19 protein-coding genes are annotated in these 17,227 nt (G+C 58.6%); 15 read left to right on the top strand and 4 right to left on the bottom strand.

The window, feature by feature from the left end; genetic code table 11:
• The first annotated feature begins 5 nt into the window (after positions 1 to 5).
• From B9Z50_RS13395 to dcd, 7 genes are all read left to right on the top strand, one after another.
• Positions 6 to 230, top strand: coding sequence for a hypothetical protein (locus B9Z50_RS13395; RefSeq protein WP_108365157.1), 225 nt, complete (start codon positions 6 to 8; stop codon positions 228 to 230).
• 2 nt (positions 231 to 232) lie between these two features.
• The gene (locus B9Z50_RS13400; RefSeq protein WP_108365159.1) at positions 233 to 1,282 is read left to right on the top strand and encodes an adenosine deaminase; all 1,050 of its coding nucleotides are present in this window, start codon (positions 233 to 235) and stop codon (positions 1,280 to 1,282) included.
• 25 nt (positions 1,283 to 1,307) lie between these two features.
• The gene (locus B9Z50_RS13405; protein WP_108365161.1) at positions 1,308 to 2,729 is read left to right on the top strand and encodes a Fic family protein; all 1,422 of its coding nucleotides are present in this window, start codon (positions 1,308 to 1,310) and stop codon (positions 2,727 to 2,729) included.
• 21 nt (positions 2,730 to 2,750) lie between these two features.
• Positions 2,751 to 3,551 carry a metallophosphoesterase gene (locus tag B9Z50_RS13410; protein WP_108365163.1) on the top strand — a complete coding sequence of 267 codons (801 nt, stop codon included), beginning with the start codon at positions 2,751 to 2,753 and terminating at the stop codon, positions 3,549 to 3,551.
• A gap of 343 nt (positions 3,552 to 3,894) precedes the next feature.
• The gene (locus B9Z50_RS13415; RefSeq protein WP_108365165.1) at positions 3,895 to 5,265 is read left to right on the top strand and encodes a homoserine dehydrogenase; all 1,371 of its coding nucleotides are present in this window, start codon (positions 3,895 to 3,897) and stop codon (positions 5,263 to 5,265) included.
• 105 nt (positions 5,266 to 5,370) lie between these two features.
• Positions 5,371 to 6,456 (top strand): BMP family ABC transporter substrate-binding protein, encoded by a 1,086-nt coding sequence (locus tag B9Z50_RS13420; protein WP_108365167.1) that lies wholly within the window; start codon positions 5,371 to 5,373, stop codon positions 6,454 to 6,456.
• A gap of 82 nt (positions 6,457 to 6,538) precedes the next feature.
• Positions 6,539 to 7,114, top strand: a complete 576-nt coding sequence (gene dcd, locus B9Z50_RS13425) for a dCTP deaminase (protein WP_108365169.1) — start codon at positions 6,539 to 6,541, stop codon at positions 7,112 to 7,114.
• A gap of 87 nt (positions 7,115 to 7,201) precedes the next feature.
• On the opposite strand, the gene B9Z50_RS13430 is transcribed toward dcd, so the two are convergent.
• Complete coding sequence (locus tag B9Z50_RS13430; protein ID WP_108365171.1) at positions 7,202 to 7,645, bottom strand: HIT family protein; 444 nt, start codon at positions 7,643 to 7,645, stop codon at positions 7,202 to 7,204.
• A gap of 88 nt (positions 7,646 to 7,733) precedes the next feature.
• Positions 7,734 to 9,260 carry an acetyl-CoA hydrolase/transferase family protein gene (locus B9Z50_RS13435; protein WP_199221744.1) on the bottom strand — a complete coding sequence of 509 codons (1,527 nt, stop codon included), beginning with the start codon at positions 9,258 to 9,260 and terminating at the stop codon, positions 7,734 to 7,736.
• A gap of 287 nt (positions 9,261 to 9,547) precedes the next feature.
• Here B9Z50_RS13435 and B9Z50_RS13440 point away from each other — a divergent pair, with 287 nt between their 5' ends.
• From B9Z50_RS13440 to B9Z50_RS13455, 4 genes are all read left to right on the top strand, one after another.
• Positions 9,548 to 9,877 (top strand): helix-turn-helix transcriptional regulator, encoded by a 330-nt coding sequence (locus tag B9Z50_RS13440; protein ID WP_108365173.1) that lies wholly within the window; start codon positions 9,548 to 9,550, stop codon positions 9,875 to 9,877.
• A gap of 85 nt (positions 9,878 to 9,962) precedes the next feature.
• A complete protein-coding gene (locus B9Z50_RS13445; RefSeq protein WP_108365175.1) occupies positions 9,963 to 10,373 on the top strand; it encodes a DsrE family protein in 411 nt (136 codons plus the stop codon).
• Between the two features lie 52 nt (positions 10,374 to 10,425).
• Positions 10,426 to 10,734 (top strand): c-type cytochrome, encoded by a 309-nt coding sequence (locus B9Z50_RS13450; RefSeq protein ID WP_108365177.1) that lies wholly within the window; start codon positions 10,426 to 10,428, stop codon positions 10,732 to 10,734.
• 12 nt (positions 10,735 to 10,746) lie between these two features.
• Positions 10,747 to 12,021, top strand: a complete 1,275-nt coding sequence (locus B9Z50_RS13455) for an FCSD flavin-binding domain-containing protein (RefSeq protein ID WP_108365179.1) — start codon at positions 10,747 to 10,749, stop codon at positions 12,019 to 12,021.
• A 103-nt stretch (positions 12,022 to 12,124) separates the two neighbouring features.
• Here the strand turns inward: B9Z50_RS13455 and B9Z50_RS13460 are convergent, their stop codons facing one another.
• Positions 12,125 to 13,189, bottom strand: a complete 1,065-nt coding sequence (locus tag B9Z50_RS13460; protein WP_233249871.1) for a YeeE/YedE family protein — start codon at positions 13,187 to 13,189, stop codon at positions 12,125 to 12,127.
• Between the two features lie 165 nt (positions 13,190 to 13,354).
• Between B9Z50_RS13460 and B9Z50_RS13465 the strand changes: the two genes are divergently transcribed.
• Entirely contained in the window at positions 13,355 to 13,789 is a 435-nt protein-coding gene (locus B9Z50_RS13465; protein WP_108365440.1) for a thioredoxin fold domain-containing protein, read from the top strand.
• Between the two features lie 51 nt (positions 13,790 to 13,840).
• Positions 13,841 to 14,545, top strand: coding sequence for a Crp/Fnr family transcriptional regulator (locus B9Z50_RS13470; protein ID WP_108365183.1), 705 nt, complete (start codon positions 13,841 to 13,843; stop codon positions 14,543 to 14,545).
• A 14-nt stretch (positions 14,546 to 14,559) separates the two neighbouring features.
• On the opposite strand, the gene B9Z50_RS13475 is transcribed toward B9Z50_RS13470, so the two are convergent.
• A complete protein-coding gene (locus B9Z50_RS13475; RefSeq protein ID WP_108365185.1) occupies positions 14,560 to 15,138 on the bottom strand; it encodes a rhodanese-like domain-containing protein in 579 nt (192 codons plus the stop codon).
• A gap of 251 nt (positions 15,139 to 15,389) precedes the next feature.
• On the opposite strand from B9Z50_RS13475, the gene B9Z50_RS13480 reads away from it, so the two are divergent.
• Positions 15,390 to 16,667 (top strand): NAD(P)/FAD-dependent oxidoreductase, encoded by a 1,278-nt coding sequence (locus B9Z50_RS13480; RefSeq protein WP_108365187.1) that lies wholly within the window; start codon positions 15,390 to 15,392, stop codon positions 16,665 to 16,667.
• Between the two features lie 107 nt (positions 16,668 to 16,774).
• Positions 16,775 to 17,122 carry a hypothetical protein gene (locus B9Z50_RS13485; RefSeq protein WP_233249872.1) on the top strand — a complete coding sequence of 116 codons (348 nt, stop codon included), beginning with the start codon at positions 16,775 to 16,777 and terminating at the stop codon, positions 17,120 to 17,122.
• The last annotated feature ends 105 nt before the right edge of the window (positions 17,123 to 17,227 follow it).

Below are 17,227 nucleotides of genomic sequence, written 5' to 3' on the forward strand. Positions count from 1 at the left end.
CGAGCATGCACATTCAAAAAATCAACGAAGGCGTTTGCGCCTTGCATGACCCATCGGGCCTGCATGTGGGCAACTTCAACTGGGTCAATGGCCAATGGAAATTCAAGGCCGTGGGCTACGGACCTGCAGGCCAAGTGATGCCGGGCCACGGGCCTTTGACCGACCGGCACAACACCTGTTTCGCGCAATTGGACGAAGTCACCATCCGCGCTCAATTTTTTCAGGATTGACCATGTTCAAAGTTCACGCCATTGCCCCAGAGCGCTTGCCCGAGTTGCTGCGCGTCATGCCCAAGGCCGAGCTGCACATCCACATCGAAGGCTCGCTGGAGCCCGAGCTGATCTTTGCACTGGCCCAGCGCAACGGTGTGTCGCTGCCCTATGCCGATGTGGCTGCCTTGCGCAACGCCTATGCCTTCACCAACCTGCAAAGTTTTCTGGACCTGTATTACGCCGGGGCCAGTGTGCTGCTGCACGAGCAAGACTTTTACGACATGGCCTGGGCCTATTTTGAAAAAGCTGCAGCCGACCATGTCGTGCGGGCCGAGCTCTTTTTTGACCCCCAAACCCACACAGCGCGCGGCGTGGCCATGAGCGCGGTCATCCAAGGCCTGAGCCGCGCTTGCCGCGATGCGCAAACGCAGCTGGGCATCAGCGCCGATCTGATCCTGTGTTTCTTGCGCCACTTGTCAGAAGAAGAGGCCTTGGCCACCTTGGAAGAAGCCATGCCCTGGCGCGAACACTTCATCGGCGTGGGGCTCGATTCGAGCGAGCTAGGCCACCCGCCCGAAAAGTTTGCCCGCGTCTTTGCCCGCGCCCGCGAGCGGGGCTTGCACTGCGTGGCCCACGCGGGCGAAGAAGGCCCGCCCGCCTACATCTGGGGCGCTTTGGACGAGCTCCAGGTCGAGCGCATCGACCACGGCGTGCAAGCCATCCACGATGCCGCATTGATGCAACGCCTGGCCGACAGCCGCATGCCGCTCACCGTGTGCCCGCTGTCCAACCTCAAGCTGTGTGTGTTCAAAAGCCTGGCCGACCACAACCTGGGCCAGATGCTGGACGCCGGACTGTGCGTGACCATCAACTCGGACGACCCGGCCTATTTTGGCGGCTACCTCAACGACAACTACCTGCAGACCTTTGCCGCTCTGCACCTGAATGCACAACAGGCCTACCAATTGGCCGCCAACAGCATCGAAGCGAGCTTTGCGTCCGAGGCGGATAAGTGCCGATGGATGCATGAGCTGAAAGCGTGTTTTCAGGGGTTTGCGGAGCAGGATTGAGTGGTTTGCCTGTCAAAATGCCACGATGCTCAAGGAAGAATCCCAGCACACCGAATGGAAAGAAACCTGGCGCGATGACTACCTGCGCTGGGTGTGCGGCTTTGCCAATGCGCAGGGCGGTCGTTTGCTGCTGGGGGTGAATGACAAGGGGCAAGTGGTGGGCTTGCCCGATGCGGCCAAGCTGCTGGAAGACTTGCCCAACAAAGTACGCGACCTGCTGGGCATTGTGGTGGACGTGAACCTGCACACCGAAGGCGAGTTGCACTACATCGAGGTGGTGGTGCAGGCTTATCCCAACCCGATCAGCTACCGGGGTCATTACTACATGCGCAGCGGCAGCACGCTGCAAGAACTCAAGGGCGCGGCGCTGGACCGCTTTCTGTTGGGTCGCCATGGGCGCACTTGGGACGGCGTACCGCTGCCCCAGTTTGGCCTCGCCGATGTGTCGGCACCGGCCATGGTACGGTTTCGCCAGCTGGCCCAGCGCAGCGGTCGGCTCGATGCCGAGACATTGGCCGAGAGCGATGCCAACTTGCTCGATAAGCTGCGCCTGAAAGAGGGCGCCTATTACCAACGGGCCACAGCTTTGTTGTTTGCCGCAGACCCCCAGCGTTTTGTGACGGGTGCCTTTGTGAAGGTGGGTTATTTCGAGTCAGAGACCGAGTTGCTGTACCACGACGAGGTCGAAGGCGATTTGTTCCACCAAGTCAAGAACACGCTGGACTTGCTGCTGACCAAATACCTTAAGGCGGTCATTTCTTACGACGGGATTGTGCGGGTGGAGACCTTTCCAGTGCCGCGTGCTGCGCTGCGCGAGGCATTGCTGAATGCGCTGGTGCACCGCGACTATGCGGTGACCGCACCCGTGCAGATTCGTGTGTACGAAAACCGCTTGCGCATCTGGAACCCTGCGGTCTTGCCCGAAGGCTGGACCCTGGACACGTTGCTGGGAGCACACTCCTCCAGCCCCTACAACCCGGCCATTGCGAATGCTTTTTTCAGGGCAGGCGAAATCGAAGCTTGGGGCCGTGGGGTGGAGCGCATCTTTGCGGCATGCGCAGCGGCGGGCACGCCCAAGCCATTGCTGCGCTACCAACCGTTCGACATGTGGATGGAGTTCCCATTTGACCCTGCGTATTTGAAGGTCCTCAGGGCGGGGCAGGGACAGGGCGAACAAGTCACCCCCGAAGTCACCGAACAAGTCACCGAACAAGTCACCGAACAAGTCACGCGTCTGCTTGTTGCGCTGGGCGATCAGACATTGAGCCTGCAGGAGTTGATGCAGACCTTGGGTTTGTCCCACCGGCCCAATTTTTTGGCGCTGCATTTGCGCCCAGCTTTGGTGGCCCAACTGATACAGATGACGGTCCCCGACAAGCCTCAGAGTCGTCTTCAAAAATACAGACTGACGCCAGCAGGTCGACGCTGGCTTGCCAGACAGGCTTAAAACATACCCAAAGGGGGCGTGATGCGATTGGCATTTGTTTCAGATATTCATGGCAATTTGGCGGCTTTAGACGCTGTGATTGCAGACATGAGTCATCGAAAAATTCAGTGCGTGGTGAATTTGGGCGACAGCTTGAGTGGTCCATTGCTTCCCCTTGAGACCGCAGCCCGACTTCAAAGTTTGCCATGGCTGCATGTCGCAGGTAACCATGAGCGCCAGTTATTGAGCTTGCCGATCGAACGTCAAAATTTGTCGGATGCATACACATCGACCCAATTGAATCCGTTGGTCAAAAATTGGTTGACGTCACACGCTGACCCAGCGGACCCCCGGCTGCACAATGCAAAAATTTGGCCTGAACAATTGGGACATGATGTGGCTCTGTGCCATGGCAGTCCGCGCAGCGACATCGAGTATTTGTTGGAAACACCCGAAGGTGAGTCGGCCCGATTGGCGAACGAGACAGAGATTGAAGAGCGTTTGGCGGGACTGATACCTGAAAACATCAGCTTGCTGGCCTGCGGACACAGCCATGTGCCAAGGACAGTTCGTTGGCGATCCAAGCTGCTCATCATCAATCCGGGCAGTGTCGGTTTGCCTGCTTACGATGACGATCACCCTTACCTTTTTTCCAAGTTCCATCGCATTGAGACCGGCAGCCCCGATGCGCGTTATGCGGTGGTCGAAAAATCGGGTGCGGATTGGCGTTGTGAGTTGATCAGCGTGCATTATGACCATGAATCCATGGCGCTTTTGGCAGACAAGCGTGACCGTCCTGATTGGTCGCATGCTTTGAGAACTGGGTGCTTGCCCAGGGTTTGAGTGACAGAGGGTTGAGCGCGTGGAAGTTTTGCATTGGAGCAAAGCGCTGGACCAGCAGGTGTTGGTGTGAGGGGCTTGTTGGCGTCTGTGGATGGGTGCGAATTTGCGATAAACTTCAGCGCATGTTGAATACATTTGTATTGATAAATCTTGTGTGTATGGTCTGCGCTCAACCAGTGCGTGGCCTGTCTTCAGGGGTTTATTTGCGCAAACGGTTCAACATGATTACCACCACAACCAACGCGGCCACCTAAGTTCGCGCGGGTGGCCTTACTGGCTGCCCACTGGTGGATTTCCAAACAAACCAGCCCCGGCAGCTGGATTTCACTGTTTGGAGATTTTCATGATTCATGGTTCTTTGTTTTCTGCAGCATCGGATGCTGCCGATGTGTCTGGCGATGGCGCATTGCGTGTGGGTTTGATTGGCACGGGTGTGGTGGGCTCTGGCACTGGCCAGGTGCTGGCACGCAATGCCGACCTGGTTGCCCAACGCGCGGGTCGGTCGATCCGGCTGGACATGGCCACTGCACGCAATCTGCACAAAGCGGCTCAGGTGCTGGGGCCGGATGTGGCCTTGGTCAGCGATCCTTTGACCTTGGTGCATCACCCGGACATCGATGTCGTTGTGGAGGTCATGGGCGGGGTGACCCTGGCCAGGACACTGGTGCTGGAAGCCATTGCCCACGGCAAGCATGTGGTCACGGCCAACAAAGCGCTGCTGGCCGAACATGGGACAGAGATTTTTGCTGCGGCCGATGCGCGAGGCGTGATCGTGGCCTATGAAGGGGCCGTGGCGGTGAGCATCCCCATTATCAAAGCCCTGCGTGAGGGATTGGCTGCCAACCGCATCTTGGAGGTGGTGGGCATCGTGAACGGCACAACCAACTTTATCCTGACCCAGATGCAAGAGGTGGGGCTGAGCTTTGAGGCGGCTTTGCGCTTGGCCACTGAGCTCGGTTATGCCGAAGCCGACCCGACTTTAGATATATCGGGCATGGATGCAGCCCACAAAACGGCCTTGCTGGCCGCCATCGCCTTTGGGGCTGATGTGCCTTTGGATCAGGTGAATGTCCAAGGCATCAGCGCCTTGGATCCGTTTGACATGGTGTGCGCCCAAGCGCTGGGTTACCGAATCAAGTTGTTGGGCATGGCCAGTCAGCGGTCCGACGCCCTGGAGGTGCGGGTGCATCCGGCCCTGGTGCCCGAGAAACATTTGCTGGCGCAAGTGCATGGCGCGATGAATGGCATTTGGGTGAATGCGGATGCGGCGGGGCCCACGTTCCATTACGGTGCCGGCGCAGGCTCACAAACCACGGCCTCAGCGGTCGTGGCCGATTTGATCGATGTGGCACGGCTGGGGTCTGCTGGCTTGTCTGCACGGGTGCCACATCGCTCGGTGCCCTCGGGCGTGATTCGGTCGTTGCCCATCTTGCCCATCGGGCAGGTGGCCTCGCGGCATTACCTGCGCTTTGCGCTGCATGGGCAGCCTGAGCAGTGGGCCTGTCTGACCGTATGGCTGCAGAATTTGGGTGTGGATGCACAGCAGTGCTCGCATGTTCAGCACCCCGAGGATGCCTTGCGTGATGCTTGGGTGGTCTTGACGCCATCGCTCTCAGGCGATGTTTTGGCGGATGCGCTGTCGGGGCTGCGACATTTATCAGGAGGCCTTGCCCCGGTTTCTGTGTGGCGCGTAGAAGATTTGGATTTGTGCTGAGCTTTTGACAAGCAAGACTGGCTTGCCATGTAAAATCTACCCCCGAAGCCTGCCGCCCCGGTGGGCTTTGTTTTGTTCAATCTCGGGGCCATGTAGAGGACTACCATGTATAAAAACCTCGCTGCCACCTTCGTGGTCGCCTGTTTTTTTCTTCCTGCCGTTCAGGCGCAAAATCCCAAACCAGTGACCGAGCCCATCAAGGCCGGTTTTGTCTATGTTTCGCCCATCACCGAGGCGGGCTGGACGCGTCAGCACGACGAGGGTCGCAAGGCCGTCGAGCGGGCTTTGGGCGATCAGGTCAAGACCACCTTTGTGGCCGATGTGGCGGAGGGCGCTGACGCCGAGCGCGTGATCCGCGATCTGGCCAGCCAAGGCCACCAAATCATTTTCACGCCCAGCTTTGGCTACATGGAGCCCACACTTCGGGTGGCCAAAGATTTTCCCAACGTGAAGTTCGAGTCGGTGACTGGCTTCAAGACCGCGCCCAACGTGGCGGCCTCCAACGCGCGCTATTACGAGGGGCGCTATCTGGCGGGCATCGCGGCAGGTCGCATGACGAAAATGAATGTGGCCGGTTATGTGGCGGGCTTTCCGATTCCTGAAGTCCTGCAGGGCATCAACGCCTTCACTTTGGGCATGCGCTCGGTCAACCCCAAGGCCACCGTCAAGGTGGTCTGGCTCAACGCCTGGTTTGACCCACCTAAAGAGCGCGAAGCGGCCATGTCCTTGTTCAACCAGGATGTGGACGTGATTGCTTTCCACACGGGATCGACTGCCGTGATGGCCGCGGCGCAAGAGCGCGGCAAGATGGCTGTGGCCTACCACTCTGACATGCGCAAGATTGGACCCGATGCGCAGATCATCGCCGTGACCCACCAGTGGGGCGATTACTACACGGCCCGCGTCAAGGCCGCACTGTCCGGTCAGTGGAAATCGGGCAACGTGTGGGGTGGCGTGAAGGACGGCATGATCCGCGTGGGCGACTTTGGCCCCAAGGTGCCCAAGGCTGTTCAAGACGAATTGATGGCCAAGCAAGGGCTGGTGGGCACGGGCAAGTTGTTGCCTTTTGCCGGCCCCATCACCGACAACGAAGGCAAGTTGCTGTTGCCTGCAGGGCAAAGCCTGAGCGATGCCCAGATCTTGAACATGAACTATCTGGTGCAGGGCGTGCAGGGGCGTGTGACGCGCTGAGTCTCGTTGGGGCTGCAAGCTCGTCCCAGCCAATGGCAAACTGGTCATCCCCTAGAATAATCTGATTCAACAAAGGCACACCATGAGCATAAAGAGCGACAAATGGATCCGCCGCATGGCCGAAGAGCACGGCATGATCGAGCCGTTTGAGCCGGGTCAGATCCGCAAGGACGCAGCCGGCCAAAAAATCGTCAGCTACGGCACCAGCAGTTATGGCTACGACATCCGTTGCGCACCTGAATTCAAGGTGTTCACCAACATCTACAGCACCGTGGTGGACCCCAAAAACTTCGATGAACGCAGCTTTGTGGACATCGAAAGCGATGTCTGCATCATCCCGCCCAACAGCTTTGCGCTGGCGCGCACCGTGGAGTACTTCCGCATTCCCCGCAACGTGCTGACCATTTGCCTGGGCAAGAGCACCTACGCCCGCTGCGGCATCATCGTCAACGTGACCCCCTTCGAGCCCGAGTGGGAAGGTTATGTGACGCTGGAGTTCAGCAACACCACGCCATTGCCCGCCAAAATTTATGCCGGTGAGGGCTGCGCCCAGGTGTTGTTTTTCGAGAGCGACAAAGACGACGTGTGTGAGACCAGCTACAAGGACCGGGGCGGCAAATACCAAGGGCAAGTGGGTGTGACGCTGCCCAAGACCTGAGCTCTCTGCGTTCAGCAGTCATGACGCCCATGACGGCCATTCCAAGAGGGCCAGCCTCGTGCGACCGGGGCTTGCCCGAGCCAGCATTCAACCCTGAAGTGCCTGTCGCAAGCGCAGTGCATGCGCTTGCAAAACTTCGCGTGGTGGGTCTTTGCGTGGCCAACTCAGGGTAATGCCATCGCCCGCGTGGCGTGGCACCACATGCATGTGGAAGTGAAACACGGTTTGATCACCCTCTTTGCCGTTGGCTTGCAGCAAGGTCAGGCCGGGTGGCTCAAAGCTGGCCATCACCGCGCCAGCAACGTGGTGGGCGGTGCGCATCACGGCGGCGGCCTCGTCGGCGCTCAGTTCCAGCAGGTTCGCCGCGTGGCGTTTGCTGGCCACCAGCACATGGCCAGGGTTGACCTGGCCCAAGTCCATGAAGGCCAGGGTTTGCGCGTCTTCAAAAACGATGGCGGCGGGAATTTCCTGGGCCACCAGCTTGCAAAAAATGCAGCTGCCGGGTGGTGAGGTGTCGACGAACATGGGCATGTGGGTGTCCAGCTGGGCGGGTTGGATGAGGTCTTGGACCGGCCAGCATTTTGCACGCAGGCAACCGATGACGGCTCGGCGCTCAGCTTCACATCTGCCCGGTTTTTAAATAGCGGCTGTGCCAGCTCAGTGCCTCGTCGAGCAGGTGGGGGGTGTGCAAGCCCGCCCCGCTGCGCCGGGCGCGGGCCATGTAGTCGCGCAAAGCAGGCCGGAAGTTCGGGTGTGCACACTGCTGCACGATGCGCTCGGCTCTTTGCGTGGGGGCTAGGCCCCGCAGGTCGGCCAAGCCGTGCTCGGTCACGATGACCTGTACATCGTGCTCGGTGTGGTCGTGGTGGGAGACCATGGGCACGATGCACGAGATCTTGCCGCCCTTGGCCAGCGAGGGGGTCATGAAAATCGACAAATAGGCGTTGCGCGCAAAGTCGCCCGAGCCGCCGATGCCGTTCATGATGGACGAGCCCATGATGTGGGTGGAGTTGACGTTGCCATAAATGTCCGCCTCAATCATGGCGTTCATGGCGATCACGCCCAGGCGGCGGATCAGCTCCGGGTGGTTGCTGATCTCTTGCGGGCGCAGCACGATGCGCGGGCGGTAAAAGTCGATGTTCTGCCGGAACTCGGCATTGGCCTCGGGGCTGAGCGAAATGGCCGTGGCCGAGGCGAAGGCCAGCTTGCCCGAGCGCAGCATGGCCAGCATGCCGTCTTGCAGCACTTCGGTGTAAGCGCTCAGTTGCTCAAACGGCCCTTGGTTCAGGCCGTCCAGCACCGCGTTGGCGATGTTGCCCACGCCCGACTGCAGTGGCAGCAGTTGCGCGGGCAAGCGGCCCAGGCGCACCTCTTGCTGCAAAAACGCGAGGATGTGCCCAGCAATCCGGGCCGACACCTCGCCGGGCGGATCAAAGGCCGCGTTCCGGTCGGGCTGGTCGGTCACCACCACAGCCACCACCTTGGCCGGGTCAAACCGCAGATAGGGGTCGCCAATGCGGTCCTGCGGCTGTGTGAGGCCTATGGGTTGGCGGTGCGGGGGCAAGTGGGTGCTGTGGTAGATGTCGTGCATGCCCTCCAGCGCCAGGCTCTGGTGCAGATTCACTTCCAAAATGATCTGGTCGGCCTGGTCCAGCCAGGTCTTGTTGTTGCCCACCGAGGTTGATGGAATGAGGCGTCCCCCGGGCAAAACACCCGCCACCTCGACCACGGCCACGTCCAGGTGGCCCAGCAGGCCGTACCACGCGGCTTGCGCCACATGGGACAAATGCATGTCGTTGTAGAGCATCTGCCCGGCATTGATCTGTTGGCGGCAGGTCGGGTCGGACTGGTAGGGCAGGCGCATTTCGATGCCCTGGGCGCTGGCCAAAGCGCCATCGAGTTCGGGCCCTGTGGATGCCCCGGTCCACAAACCGATACGCGCCTGCGTGTGCCCCGCCGCATGCAAAGCCGCCAGCCGCGCGGCCAGCGCCTGGGGCACCGCCTTGGGGTAAGCCGCGCCCGTGAAGCCGCTCATGCCCACATTCGCGCCGACAGCGATCAGGGCCGCCGCCTCGTCAGCCCCCATCACTTTGGCGTGCAGGCTGGGGTCTTGCAGGCGTTCGGCCAGGCCGGGCGGCAGGGGCATGAGGGGGTTCCAGTTTAAAAAATCCAGTATGAACACCTCATGAGCGCGGACCTTTGCGCTAGCGCAAATGGGCGATTCGTCAGACGCCGTGCTGGTCACTTATCTGTATTTGCGCATAAGCAAAGAACAAATCAATGGTTTGAAACTGCGACAAAATTGACCACAATGCCCAAACTAGTTGGCTGCAAGATCGGCCCACCCCGGGCAGTCAAGGGTGGTTCAGACCGACCCCGTGGCCTTTTGCGGGACAATCGTGCGGTATTTGAGACATTCGAAGAAAAGACACCATGGCCAAAACAGCCCCAATAGAAGACAACGTCCTGACCGAATCGGAAGAGGTTTTTGAAAAAGCCGCCGAGGTCTTTCGTGTCATGTCGGCCCCCATGCGCTTGCGCATCATCAGTGCCCTGTGCAATGGCGAAAAGAACGTCGGTGAACTGCTCGCTGAGATTGATACTACGCAGCCCAACATGTCGCAGCACCTGAACACCCTGTACCAGTCGGGCGTGCTGGGCAAGCGCCGCGAAGGCGTACAAATCTATTACCGCATCATCAACGACCGCGTGGTCACCTTGTGCCGCGCGGTATGCGTGCAAATCGCCAGCGAGAGCGATTGAAAGATAGACGTCAGTTTCAGGCCGGGTTTTCACGGGCACGCTTTCGCAGTGGACCCGGCTAACATCCATACATAAGGAGTAATGAATGAAGAAACATCTGCTGTTAATTTCCGGCCTCTTGGCCTGCACCCTGAGCTGGGCCGAGATCAAGGTGGTTTACCACCTGAGCGAAGGCATCCCTCAGGCCTCACGGGCCATTGGCAACATCCGCAACCACCTCAATGCCGACCCAACCGCCAAAATCGTGGTGGTTTCCCACGGCTTGGGCATCGACTTTTTGATCAGCGGTGCCACCAACCAGTTGGACCAACCTTTTGCGGGAGGTGTTGCTGACTTGGTCAACAAAGGTGTGGAGTTTCGTGTCTGCAACAACACATTGAAAGCTCGCAAAATCTCTGCCGATAAGCTGCTGATGGAGGCCAAAGTGGTGCCCTCCGGTGTGGCTGAAGTCGCCAAACTGCAGGCCAACGACAAATTTGTTTACTTGCGCCCCTGAGCTTGCTGACGTTTGACGTCAGCGCTTGACTGATTTTTTACGAGGAAAACCTATGAAGATTCAACACGCTTTGACAGCGGCCGCATTGGTCGCCTTGTCTGGCCTGGCCCAAGCCCAGGTTGATCCGCTGCAAGCGCGCAGCTGGGCCGCATCTTGCGCGGCCTGCCACGGTACCGATGGACGCGCTCAACCGGGCATGATTTCTCTGGCCGGTGTTCCCAAAGAAATCACCACCCAAAAAATGCTGGATTACAAAGCCGGTCGCGTGCCTGCTGCCACCATCATGCACCAGCTCGCCAAGGGCTATTCAGATGAGCAGATTGCTGCCATTGCTGGCTACTTTGCCGCTCAAAAAAGATAAGGAATAACTGCCATGCAACGTCGTCATTTTTTGCAGACTGGCTCCGCTTTGGGCGCCATGGGACTGGTTTCGGGTTGTGCCACCGTGGGCGGTGGCAGTGGCCCCAAGGTGGTGGTCATTGGCGGGGGCTACTCCGGTGCCACGGCCGCCAAATACCTGCGCATGTGGTCTGAGCACAAGATCCAGGTCACCTTGGTCGAGCCCAGCGATGCCTTCATCTCTTGCCCCATGTCCAACCTGGTGCTCGGTGGCAGCAAGACCATCACCGACATCACCACGCCTTATGACAACCTGACCAAGCGTCACGGTGTCAAGGTCATCAAAGACCGCGTCAACACCATCGACGCCGACAAGCGTGTTGTCAAGCTCGCCGGAGGCACTGAGCTCAGCTATGACCGCCTGATCGTCTCGCCTGGTGTGGATTTCATGTGGGAAACCCTGCCCGGCATGAACAAAGCCGGTGCCAAAGACAAAGTCATGCACGCCTGGAAGGCCGGCGCACAAACCCTCACCCTGCGTAAGCAACTCGAAGCCATGCCCGACGGCGGCGTGTTCGCCATGTCCATCCCATTGGCCCCCTACCGCTGCCCCCCCGGCCCTTACGAGCGTGCTTGCCAAGTGGCCGAGTACTTCAGCAAGGCCAAGCCCAAGAGCAAAGTGCTCATCCTGGACGCCAACGACGATGTGACCTCCAAAGGCCCCTTGTTCAAAAAAGCCTGGGCCGAGCGTTACAAAGGCATCGTCGAGTACCGTGGCAAGCACCGCGTCACCGATGTCGATGCAGCCACCAACACCTTGAAGTTCGAGTTCAACGACGACATCAAGGCCAACGTACTCAACGTCATCCCCAACATGCGTGCCGGTGACATCGCCGTCAACGCAGGTCTGGCCACCGCCAACAAGCGCTGGTGCGAAGTGGACTTCCTCACCTTCGAATCCAAGGCAGCCAAGAACGTGCACGTTTTGGGTGACTCCATCCAGGTCGCGCCAGGCATGCCCAAGTCGGGCCACATGGCCAACCAGCATGGCAAAACCTGCGCTGCTGCTGTGGTGGCCTTGCTGATGGGCAAACAAGTCAACCCCATGCCGATCTACAACAACACCTGCTACAGCTATGTCAGCAGCAAAGACGTGGTCCACGTGGCCAGCGTGCACCGCTATGACGCAGAAAAGAAAACCATGTTGACCGTGCCTGGTTCAGGTGGTGTATCTAAAGGCGCCAACGAACTCGAAGGCGTGTATGCATGGGCTTGGGCTCAAAACATCTGGGCCGACACACTGGCCTGATGCACCCTGCGCGTGGCGGCTTGCCACGCCACAAGAAACGCCGCAGTCCTTGAGACTGGCGGCGTTTTTTTTGGTGCTCAGATGATGCTGGCTTGCATCCAACTCAGATGGGCCAGCCCATGCTGCGGTTGATGCGCCAGGCCAGGCCCGCGCCCAGCCAGATCGCGATCAGGGTCAGCCAGGCCGTGAGCGAGAACACCGAGCCTCCGGTCATGCCTGCGCCCACGGTGCAGCCGCCCGCCAGGACCGCGCCAAAACCCATCAGTACTGCGCCGATCAGGTAATGGCCCAGCTTGTTCTCGGTCTTGAAGCCCTCGAATTTGAAGTCGCGCCCAACCAACGCGCCCAGCAAAGACCCCAAAAAGGTGGCGGGCAGCAAACCCGCATCAAAACCTAGGCTGGGCGATGTGGCGCTGGACAGTACCCGCATCAGCATCTCCGCCGATGCGCTGCTGAAGCTCAGCCCCTGAATCTGCACCGCTTCAAAGGACTGCGAGGCAATCGCCTGTGTCAGCCCCCAGCCCAGCGCAATGCTCAAGCCCGTGATGATGGCCCCCAGTGCAAGGCCCCATCGGCGCTGGTGAGTCTTGAAGAAAAAGTAAAATCCAGTACCCAAAGCGATCAGGGCCAGCACCAGGCCGCCTGTCGGTCCGATGCCTGTGATGTGCAATAAATCTCGTCCGGGCCCACCGTCTATGGGCCACCAACTGGCCAAGGCTTGGCGGGCAGGCGCAAGCCATCCGGCGATGCTGGCCTGAACGGTGACGGCAAACACCAAACCGGCCAGCAAGGCGCGCAAATTGCCATTGGCCGACAAAATCAGCAAACGGCTGGCGCAGCCGCGCGTCAAAATCATGCCCGCACCAAACAATAAGCCGCCCAGTACCGCACCCGATAAAGTGCCTGTTGCGCCAATGTAGCGGGCATCTGAAGGCTTGAGACCGCCCGCCAAGACCAGCACTTGCACACCCACCAGCGCCGCTCCAAAAGCCAGCCACCAGACGCTGAAACGGTCACCCGTTTGGCCTTCGCAACACTCCACCACAGCCGCACGGGCACAAAACCGGGTGCGCTGCGCGGCCAGGCCAAAGATGAAGCCCACCAATGCACCGGCCATAGCCAGTACATTCGAGTCTCCCCAGGTTTCGAGCAAGCTTGCGAGATTCACGGATTTCTCCAATAATTCATTGGTTTCTTATATTCAAAATGCGACTTTGGCGATGCGTCAGCCCGCTGCGCAAAACCCGATATTGTCCACGGTCTGCAATTCATGGCTTCCAACCCGACTATGTTTTCGTTGTTAGATATGCGCCGTCGTGACTGGCTTTTACGGGTGGGGGTATCACTTTCTTCTGCACCCGTCTGGGCGCAATCGGGCCGCGCCGCTACCTTGCCTGCGGCCCAATCGCTGCCCGACGAACTGGCCCAAGCACTCAAAAACAAACAACCCTTGATCGTCATGGTCAGCCTGGATGGCTGTGTGTTTTGCCGCCAGGCCCGGCAGAGCCACCTCTCGCCCATGGCGCGGGCAGGCACCACCATCGTGCAGGTGGACATGCGCAACAACCAACCCGTACTCGACTTTGCGGGCAAGTTGACCACCCACGATGAGCTGACCCGGCGGTGGAAAGTCTCCATCACGCCCACCCTGCTGTTTTTTGGGCCCGGTGGCAAAGAGGTGGCTGAGCGCATGGAGGGCGCGTACCAACCTGATTTTTATGGTCCCTACCTCGAAGACCGCATGGCGCAAGGGCGCAAAGCCTTCTAAAGCTAGACCATGTGTCAGTTGGGGGCACGTTGGACGTGCTAAATTCAAAACATGATCCCCATCAAGATTGACTCGGCTTGGAAAGGCACCTCGGACTGCCGCAACTGCGGCATCCGCGACATGGTGCTCTTTGCCGACCTGAACGAACAGGACTTTGGCGAAATCCACACCCCCATCGACGACATGGTGTTCGCGCCCGACACGGCGCTGTACACCGAAGGTGAAACCGCCGTGGGCGTATTCACCCTGCGCAAAGGCATGGTCAAGCTGGTGCGGGCCACCGCCGATGGCCGCGAACGCATCGTGCGCGTGCTGCGCCCCGGTGACGTGATCGGCCTCGAAGCGCTGGCCACCGCCCGCTATGACAGCGAAGCCATACCCCTGGTTGAAGCCCAAGTCTGCCGCATCCCCTTGTCGGTGCTGCACCACTTGTCTTCCAATTCGCCACGCCTGCACAAACGCCTGATGCAAAAGTGGCAGGGCGCCCTGAAAGACGCCGACGACTGGCTGGCTGATTTGAACTTCGGCTCTGCCCGCCAGCGTGTGGCGGCCCTGGCCCTGAAGATGCGCGACCCCGATCAACCTGACTTCACTTCGTTTTTTGCACGAGACGACATGGGTGCCATGCTCGACATCAAACTCGAAACCGTCAGTCGCGAAATCAGCAGCCTAGTGCGCGATGGCGCCTTAAAGCCCTGCGACAAACAGGGCCGGCGCTATGAAATCACCAACGAAGTTTTGTTGCAGCGCCAGTGATTCAAGGCAGCTGATTAAAACTCGTCTTTGATGCTGGTCAGGCCCAGTGCGTCCCAGTCCAGCATGCCGCCGCGGTAGTAATAAATCTTGTGGGCCGGAAAGCCATCGCGGGTCATGGCTTTGATGGCCGTGGGGCTTTGGGGGCAGACCGGGCCGTTACAAAAGGCGTAGATCTTTTTGGCCGATGCGCAATCCCACTGGCTGCCATTTTTCTTGCAGCCCAACTCGTTCATGCGGGCCGCCACTTCGGTATAGGGGATGCCGACCGAGCCGGGAATCGTGCCTTTGACCCGGTCATTGGTGTCACGCATGTCCAGCACGATGGCGTTGCGGTCACTCAAGGCTTCGAGGATCTCGATTTCACCTACAGGGTGCACGCCGGGTACGGGCACCAAAGGCTGCAAGTTGCCACCGTTTTTGGCACAAGCGGTCATGGTGCGGGTGATGGTGACAGGACCTTTGGCGGTTTGAACCACAACCGATTTTTGGGTGTCGATGATGTTCAGCGGCGTGCCCACGGCGATGGTGGCGGCTTGACCAAAGGCCAGTCCAGACAGGCTCATGCCCAAAATCCAGGCTGCGATGTTTTTCATTTGTTGCTCCGACAGAAGTGAATAAAAGAACCAAATTTTTTGGATCTTTGGAATTTTAAAAATAGCCCCAGTGAATGGTTTGATGCATGTCAATTAGCGCGCGCTGTACTGAGTTTTTTCGCTTGTTGATAGAGGCCGATGGCGCATGTGATAACCGAGGGTAAACAAGGGGGGTGAGGTTGATGCATGTCAACGTCATTTGAGACGCGTGTGGGATCATTCAGTGCAATTCAAAACAAGGAGACAAACACATGGCCCATATCGTGATCATTGGCGCAGGCATTGGTGGCATGCCCATGGCATTTGAAATGAAAGAGCAGGCGAGGGCAGAAGACCAGGTCACGGTCATCAGTGATTCGCCCAAGTTCCACTTTGTGCCTTCTAACCCTTGGGTGGCGGTGGATTGGCGCAAGCGCAAAGACATCGAGATGGAGATCGAGCCCACGCTCCACCGCAAAGGGATTGAAGCCATCACTCAAGGCGCTAAGCGCGTGCACCCAGAGCGCAACCAAGTTGAATTGCTTGACGGCACAGTGGTCGATTACGACTATTTGGTCATTGCCACGGGCCCTAAATTGGCCTTTGATGAAATCCCTGGCATGGGACCAGACGGCTATTCACAGTCCATTTGCCATGTGTCTCATGCAGAAAAAGCCAAGCTCAATTGGGACAGATTCACGGCCGATCCGGGCCCCATCGTGGTGGGCGCGGTGCAAGGCGCGTCGTGTTTTGGTCCTGCTTATGAATACGCCATGATCATGGACACCGATTTGCGTCGTCGCAAAATCCGCGACAAGGTGCCCATGACCTACGTCACCTCAGAGCCCTACATCGGCCACCTGGGTTTGGGTGGGGTGGGAGACTCCAAAGGCTTGCTGGAGTCGGCCATGCGCGACCGCCATATCAAGTGGATTTGCAATGCCAAGACCACCAAGATTGAAGATGGTCAAATGTTTGTCACCGAGCATGACGACAACGGACAGCCCAAAAAAGAACATGTGCTGCCGTTCAAGCATTCGATGATGCTGCCTGCCTTCAAGGGCGTCGATGCAGTGTTTGGTATTGAGGGCCTGACCAACCCGCGGGGCTTCATCACGATAGATGAACACCAACGTAACCCCAAATTCACCAATATTTTCAGTGTGGGTGTGTGTGTGGCCATACCTCCGGTGGAGGCGACACCAGTACCATTGGGCACACCCAAGACGGGTTTCATGATCGAATCCATGGTCACGGCCACGGCGCACAATATTCGCGAGATGTTGGACGGGAAAGAGCCGACGCACAAAGCCACTTGGAATACCGTGTGTTTGGCTGACTTTGGCGACACGGGTGCTGCTTTTGTGGCTTTGCCGCAGATCCCGCCACGCAATGTGAGCTGGTTTGCAGAAGGCAAGTGGGTTCACTTGGCCAAAGTGGCGTTTGAAAAGTACTTCATGCGCAAAATGCAAAAAGGCACATCCGAGCCGTTCTACGAAAAAATGGTCATGGACATGATGGGCATCGTCAAGCTGAAAGGCAAAAAGTAAACCTTTCAAAAATGACACTCTCAATTGGCTGGTCAAATGGGCAGAAATCGCCCAAATTGATCGGCCAATTGTTTTTCGCCTAGCTCGATCACCTTGTGGTTCCGCCCATGCGTGTACCCGATGCGGTCAAGAATTCCGACCTGTCTTGGAAAGAGGACCCCTTTGTCGCAGGTGGCTGGCTGGAGGTGGACAAGGACACCCTGCAACACCGCCGCTACCCCAACGTGTTTGGCATTGGAGATCTGAACGGCACGCCGCGTGGCAAGACGGCGGCCACCGTCAAAAAGAGCATACCCATCGTGGCCGAGTATGTGGTGGACGTGATCGCGGGCCGCACGCCCGGCCAAAAGTTTGATGGCTACACCTCGTGCCCGCTGATCGTGAAAGAGGGCTCGGCCATGCTGATCGAGTTCGACTATGCAGGCAATCTCACACCAACGCTTCCCATGATCTAGCCGCCGCAGGCGGGCTACTTTGCCTGGCTGGTGAAGTACCGCATGCTCCAGCCCGCCTACATGGCGACGCTCAAGGGCCGGGTCTGAAGCCCACTCACAACATCA

This window comes from Limnohabitans sp. Bal53 (assembly GCF_003063355.1).
Classification (GTDB): Bacteria; Pseudomonadota; Gammaproteobacteria; order Burkholderiales; family Burkholderiaceae_C; genus Limnohabitans_A.

What these genes read in the sequence shown, in the direction of transcription:
- B9Z50_RS13395 (WP_108365157.1), top strand. Translation starts at nt 6, where the DNA reads ATGCACATTCAAAAAATCAACGAAGGCGTTTGCGCCTTGCATGACCCA.
- B9Z50_RS13400 (WP_108365159.1), top strand. Translation starts at nt 233, where the DNA reads ATGTTCAAAGTTCACGCCATTGCCCCAGAGCGCTTGCCCGAGTTGCTG.
- B9Z50_RS13405 (WP_108365161.1), top strand. Translation starts at nt 1,308, where the DNA reads ATGCTCAAGGAAGAATCCCAGCACACCGAATGGAAAGAAACCTGGCGC.
- B9Z50_RS13410 (WP_108365163.1), top strand. Translation starts at nt 2,751, where the DNA reads ATGCGATTGGCATTTGTTTCAGATATTCATGGCAATTTGGCGGCTTTA.
- B9Z50_RS13415 (WP_108365165.1), top strand. Translation starts at nt 3,895, where the DNA reads ATGATTCATGGTTCTTTGTTTTCTGCAGCATCGGATGCTGCCGATGTG.
- B9Z50_RS13420 (WP_108365167.1), top strand. Translation starts at nt 5,371, where the DNA reads ATGTATAAAAACCTCGCTGCCACCTTCGTGGTCGCCTGTTTTTTTCTT.
- dcd (WP_108365169.1), top strand. Translation starts at nt 6,539, where the DNA reads ATGAGCATAAAGAGCGACAAATGGATCCGCCGCATGGCCGAAGAGCAC.
- B9Z50_RS13430 (WP_108365171.1), bottom strand. Translation starts at nt 7,645, where the DNA reads ATGCCCATGTTCGTCGACACCTCACCACCCGGCAGCTGCATTTTTTGC.
- B9Z50_RS13435 (WP_199221744.1), bottom strand. Translation starts at nt 9,260, where the DNA reads ATGCCCCTGCCGCCCGGCCTGGCCGAACGCCTGCAAGACCCCAGCCTG.
- B9Z50_RS13440 (WP_108365173.1), top strand. Translation starts at nt 9,548, where the DNA reads ATGGCCAAAACAGCCCCAATAGAAGACAACGTCCTGACCGAATCGGAA.
- B9Z50_RS13445 (WP_108365175.1), top strand. Translation starts at nt 9,963, where the DNA reads ATGAAGAAACATCTGCTGTTAATTTCCGGCCTCTTGGCCTGCACCCTG.
- B9Z50_RS13450 (WP_108365177.1), top strand. Translation starts at nt 10,426, where the DNA reads ATGAAGATTCAACACGCTTTGACAGCGGCCGCATTGGTCGCCTTGTCT.
- B9Z50_RS13455 (WP_108365179.1), top strand. Translation starts at nt 10,747, where the DNA reads ATGCAACGTCGTCATTTTTTGCAGACTGGCTCCGCTTTGGGCGCCATG.
- B9Z50_RS13470 (WP_108365183.1), top strand. Translation starts at nt 13,841, where the DNA reads ATGATCCCCATCAAGATTGACTCGGCTTGGAAAGGCACCTCGGACTGC.
- B9Z50_RS13475 (WP_108365185.1), bottom strand. Translation starts at nt 15,138, where the DNA reads ATGAAAAACATCGCAGCCTGGATTTTGGGCATGAGCCTGTCTGGACTG.
- B9Z50_RS13480 (WP_108365187.1), top strand. Translation starts at nt 15,390, where the DNA reads ATGGCCCATATCGTGATCATTGGCGCAGGCATTGGTGGCATGCCCATG.
- B9Z50_RS13485 (WP_233249872.1), top strand. Translation starts at nt 16,775, where the DNA reads ATGCGTGTACCCGATGCGGTCAAGAATTCCGACCTGTCTTGGAAAGAG.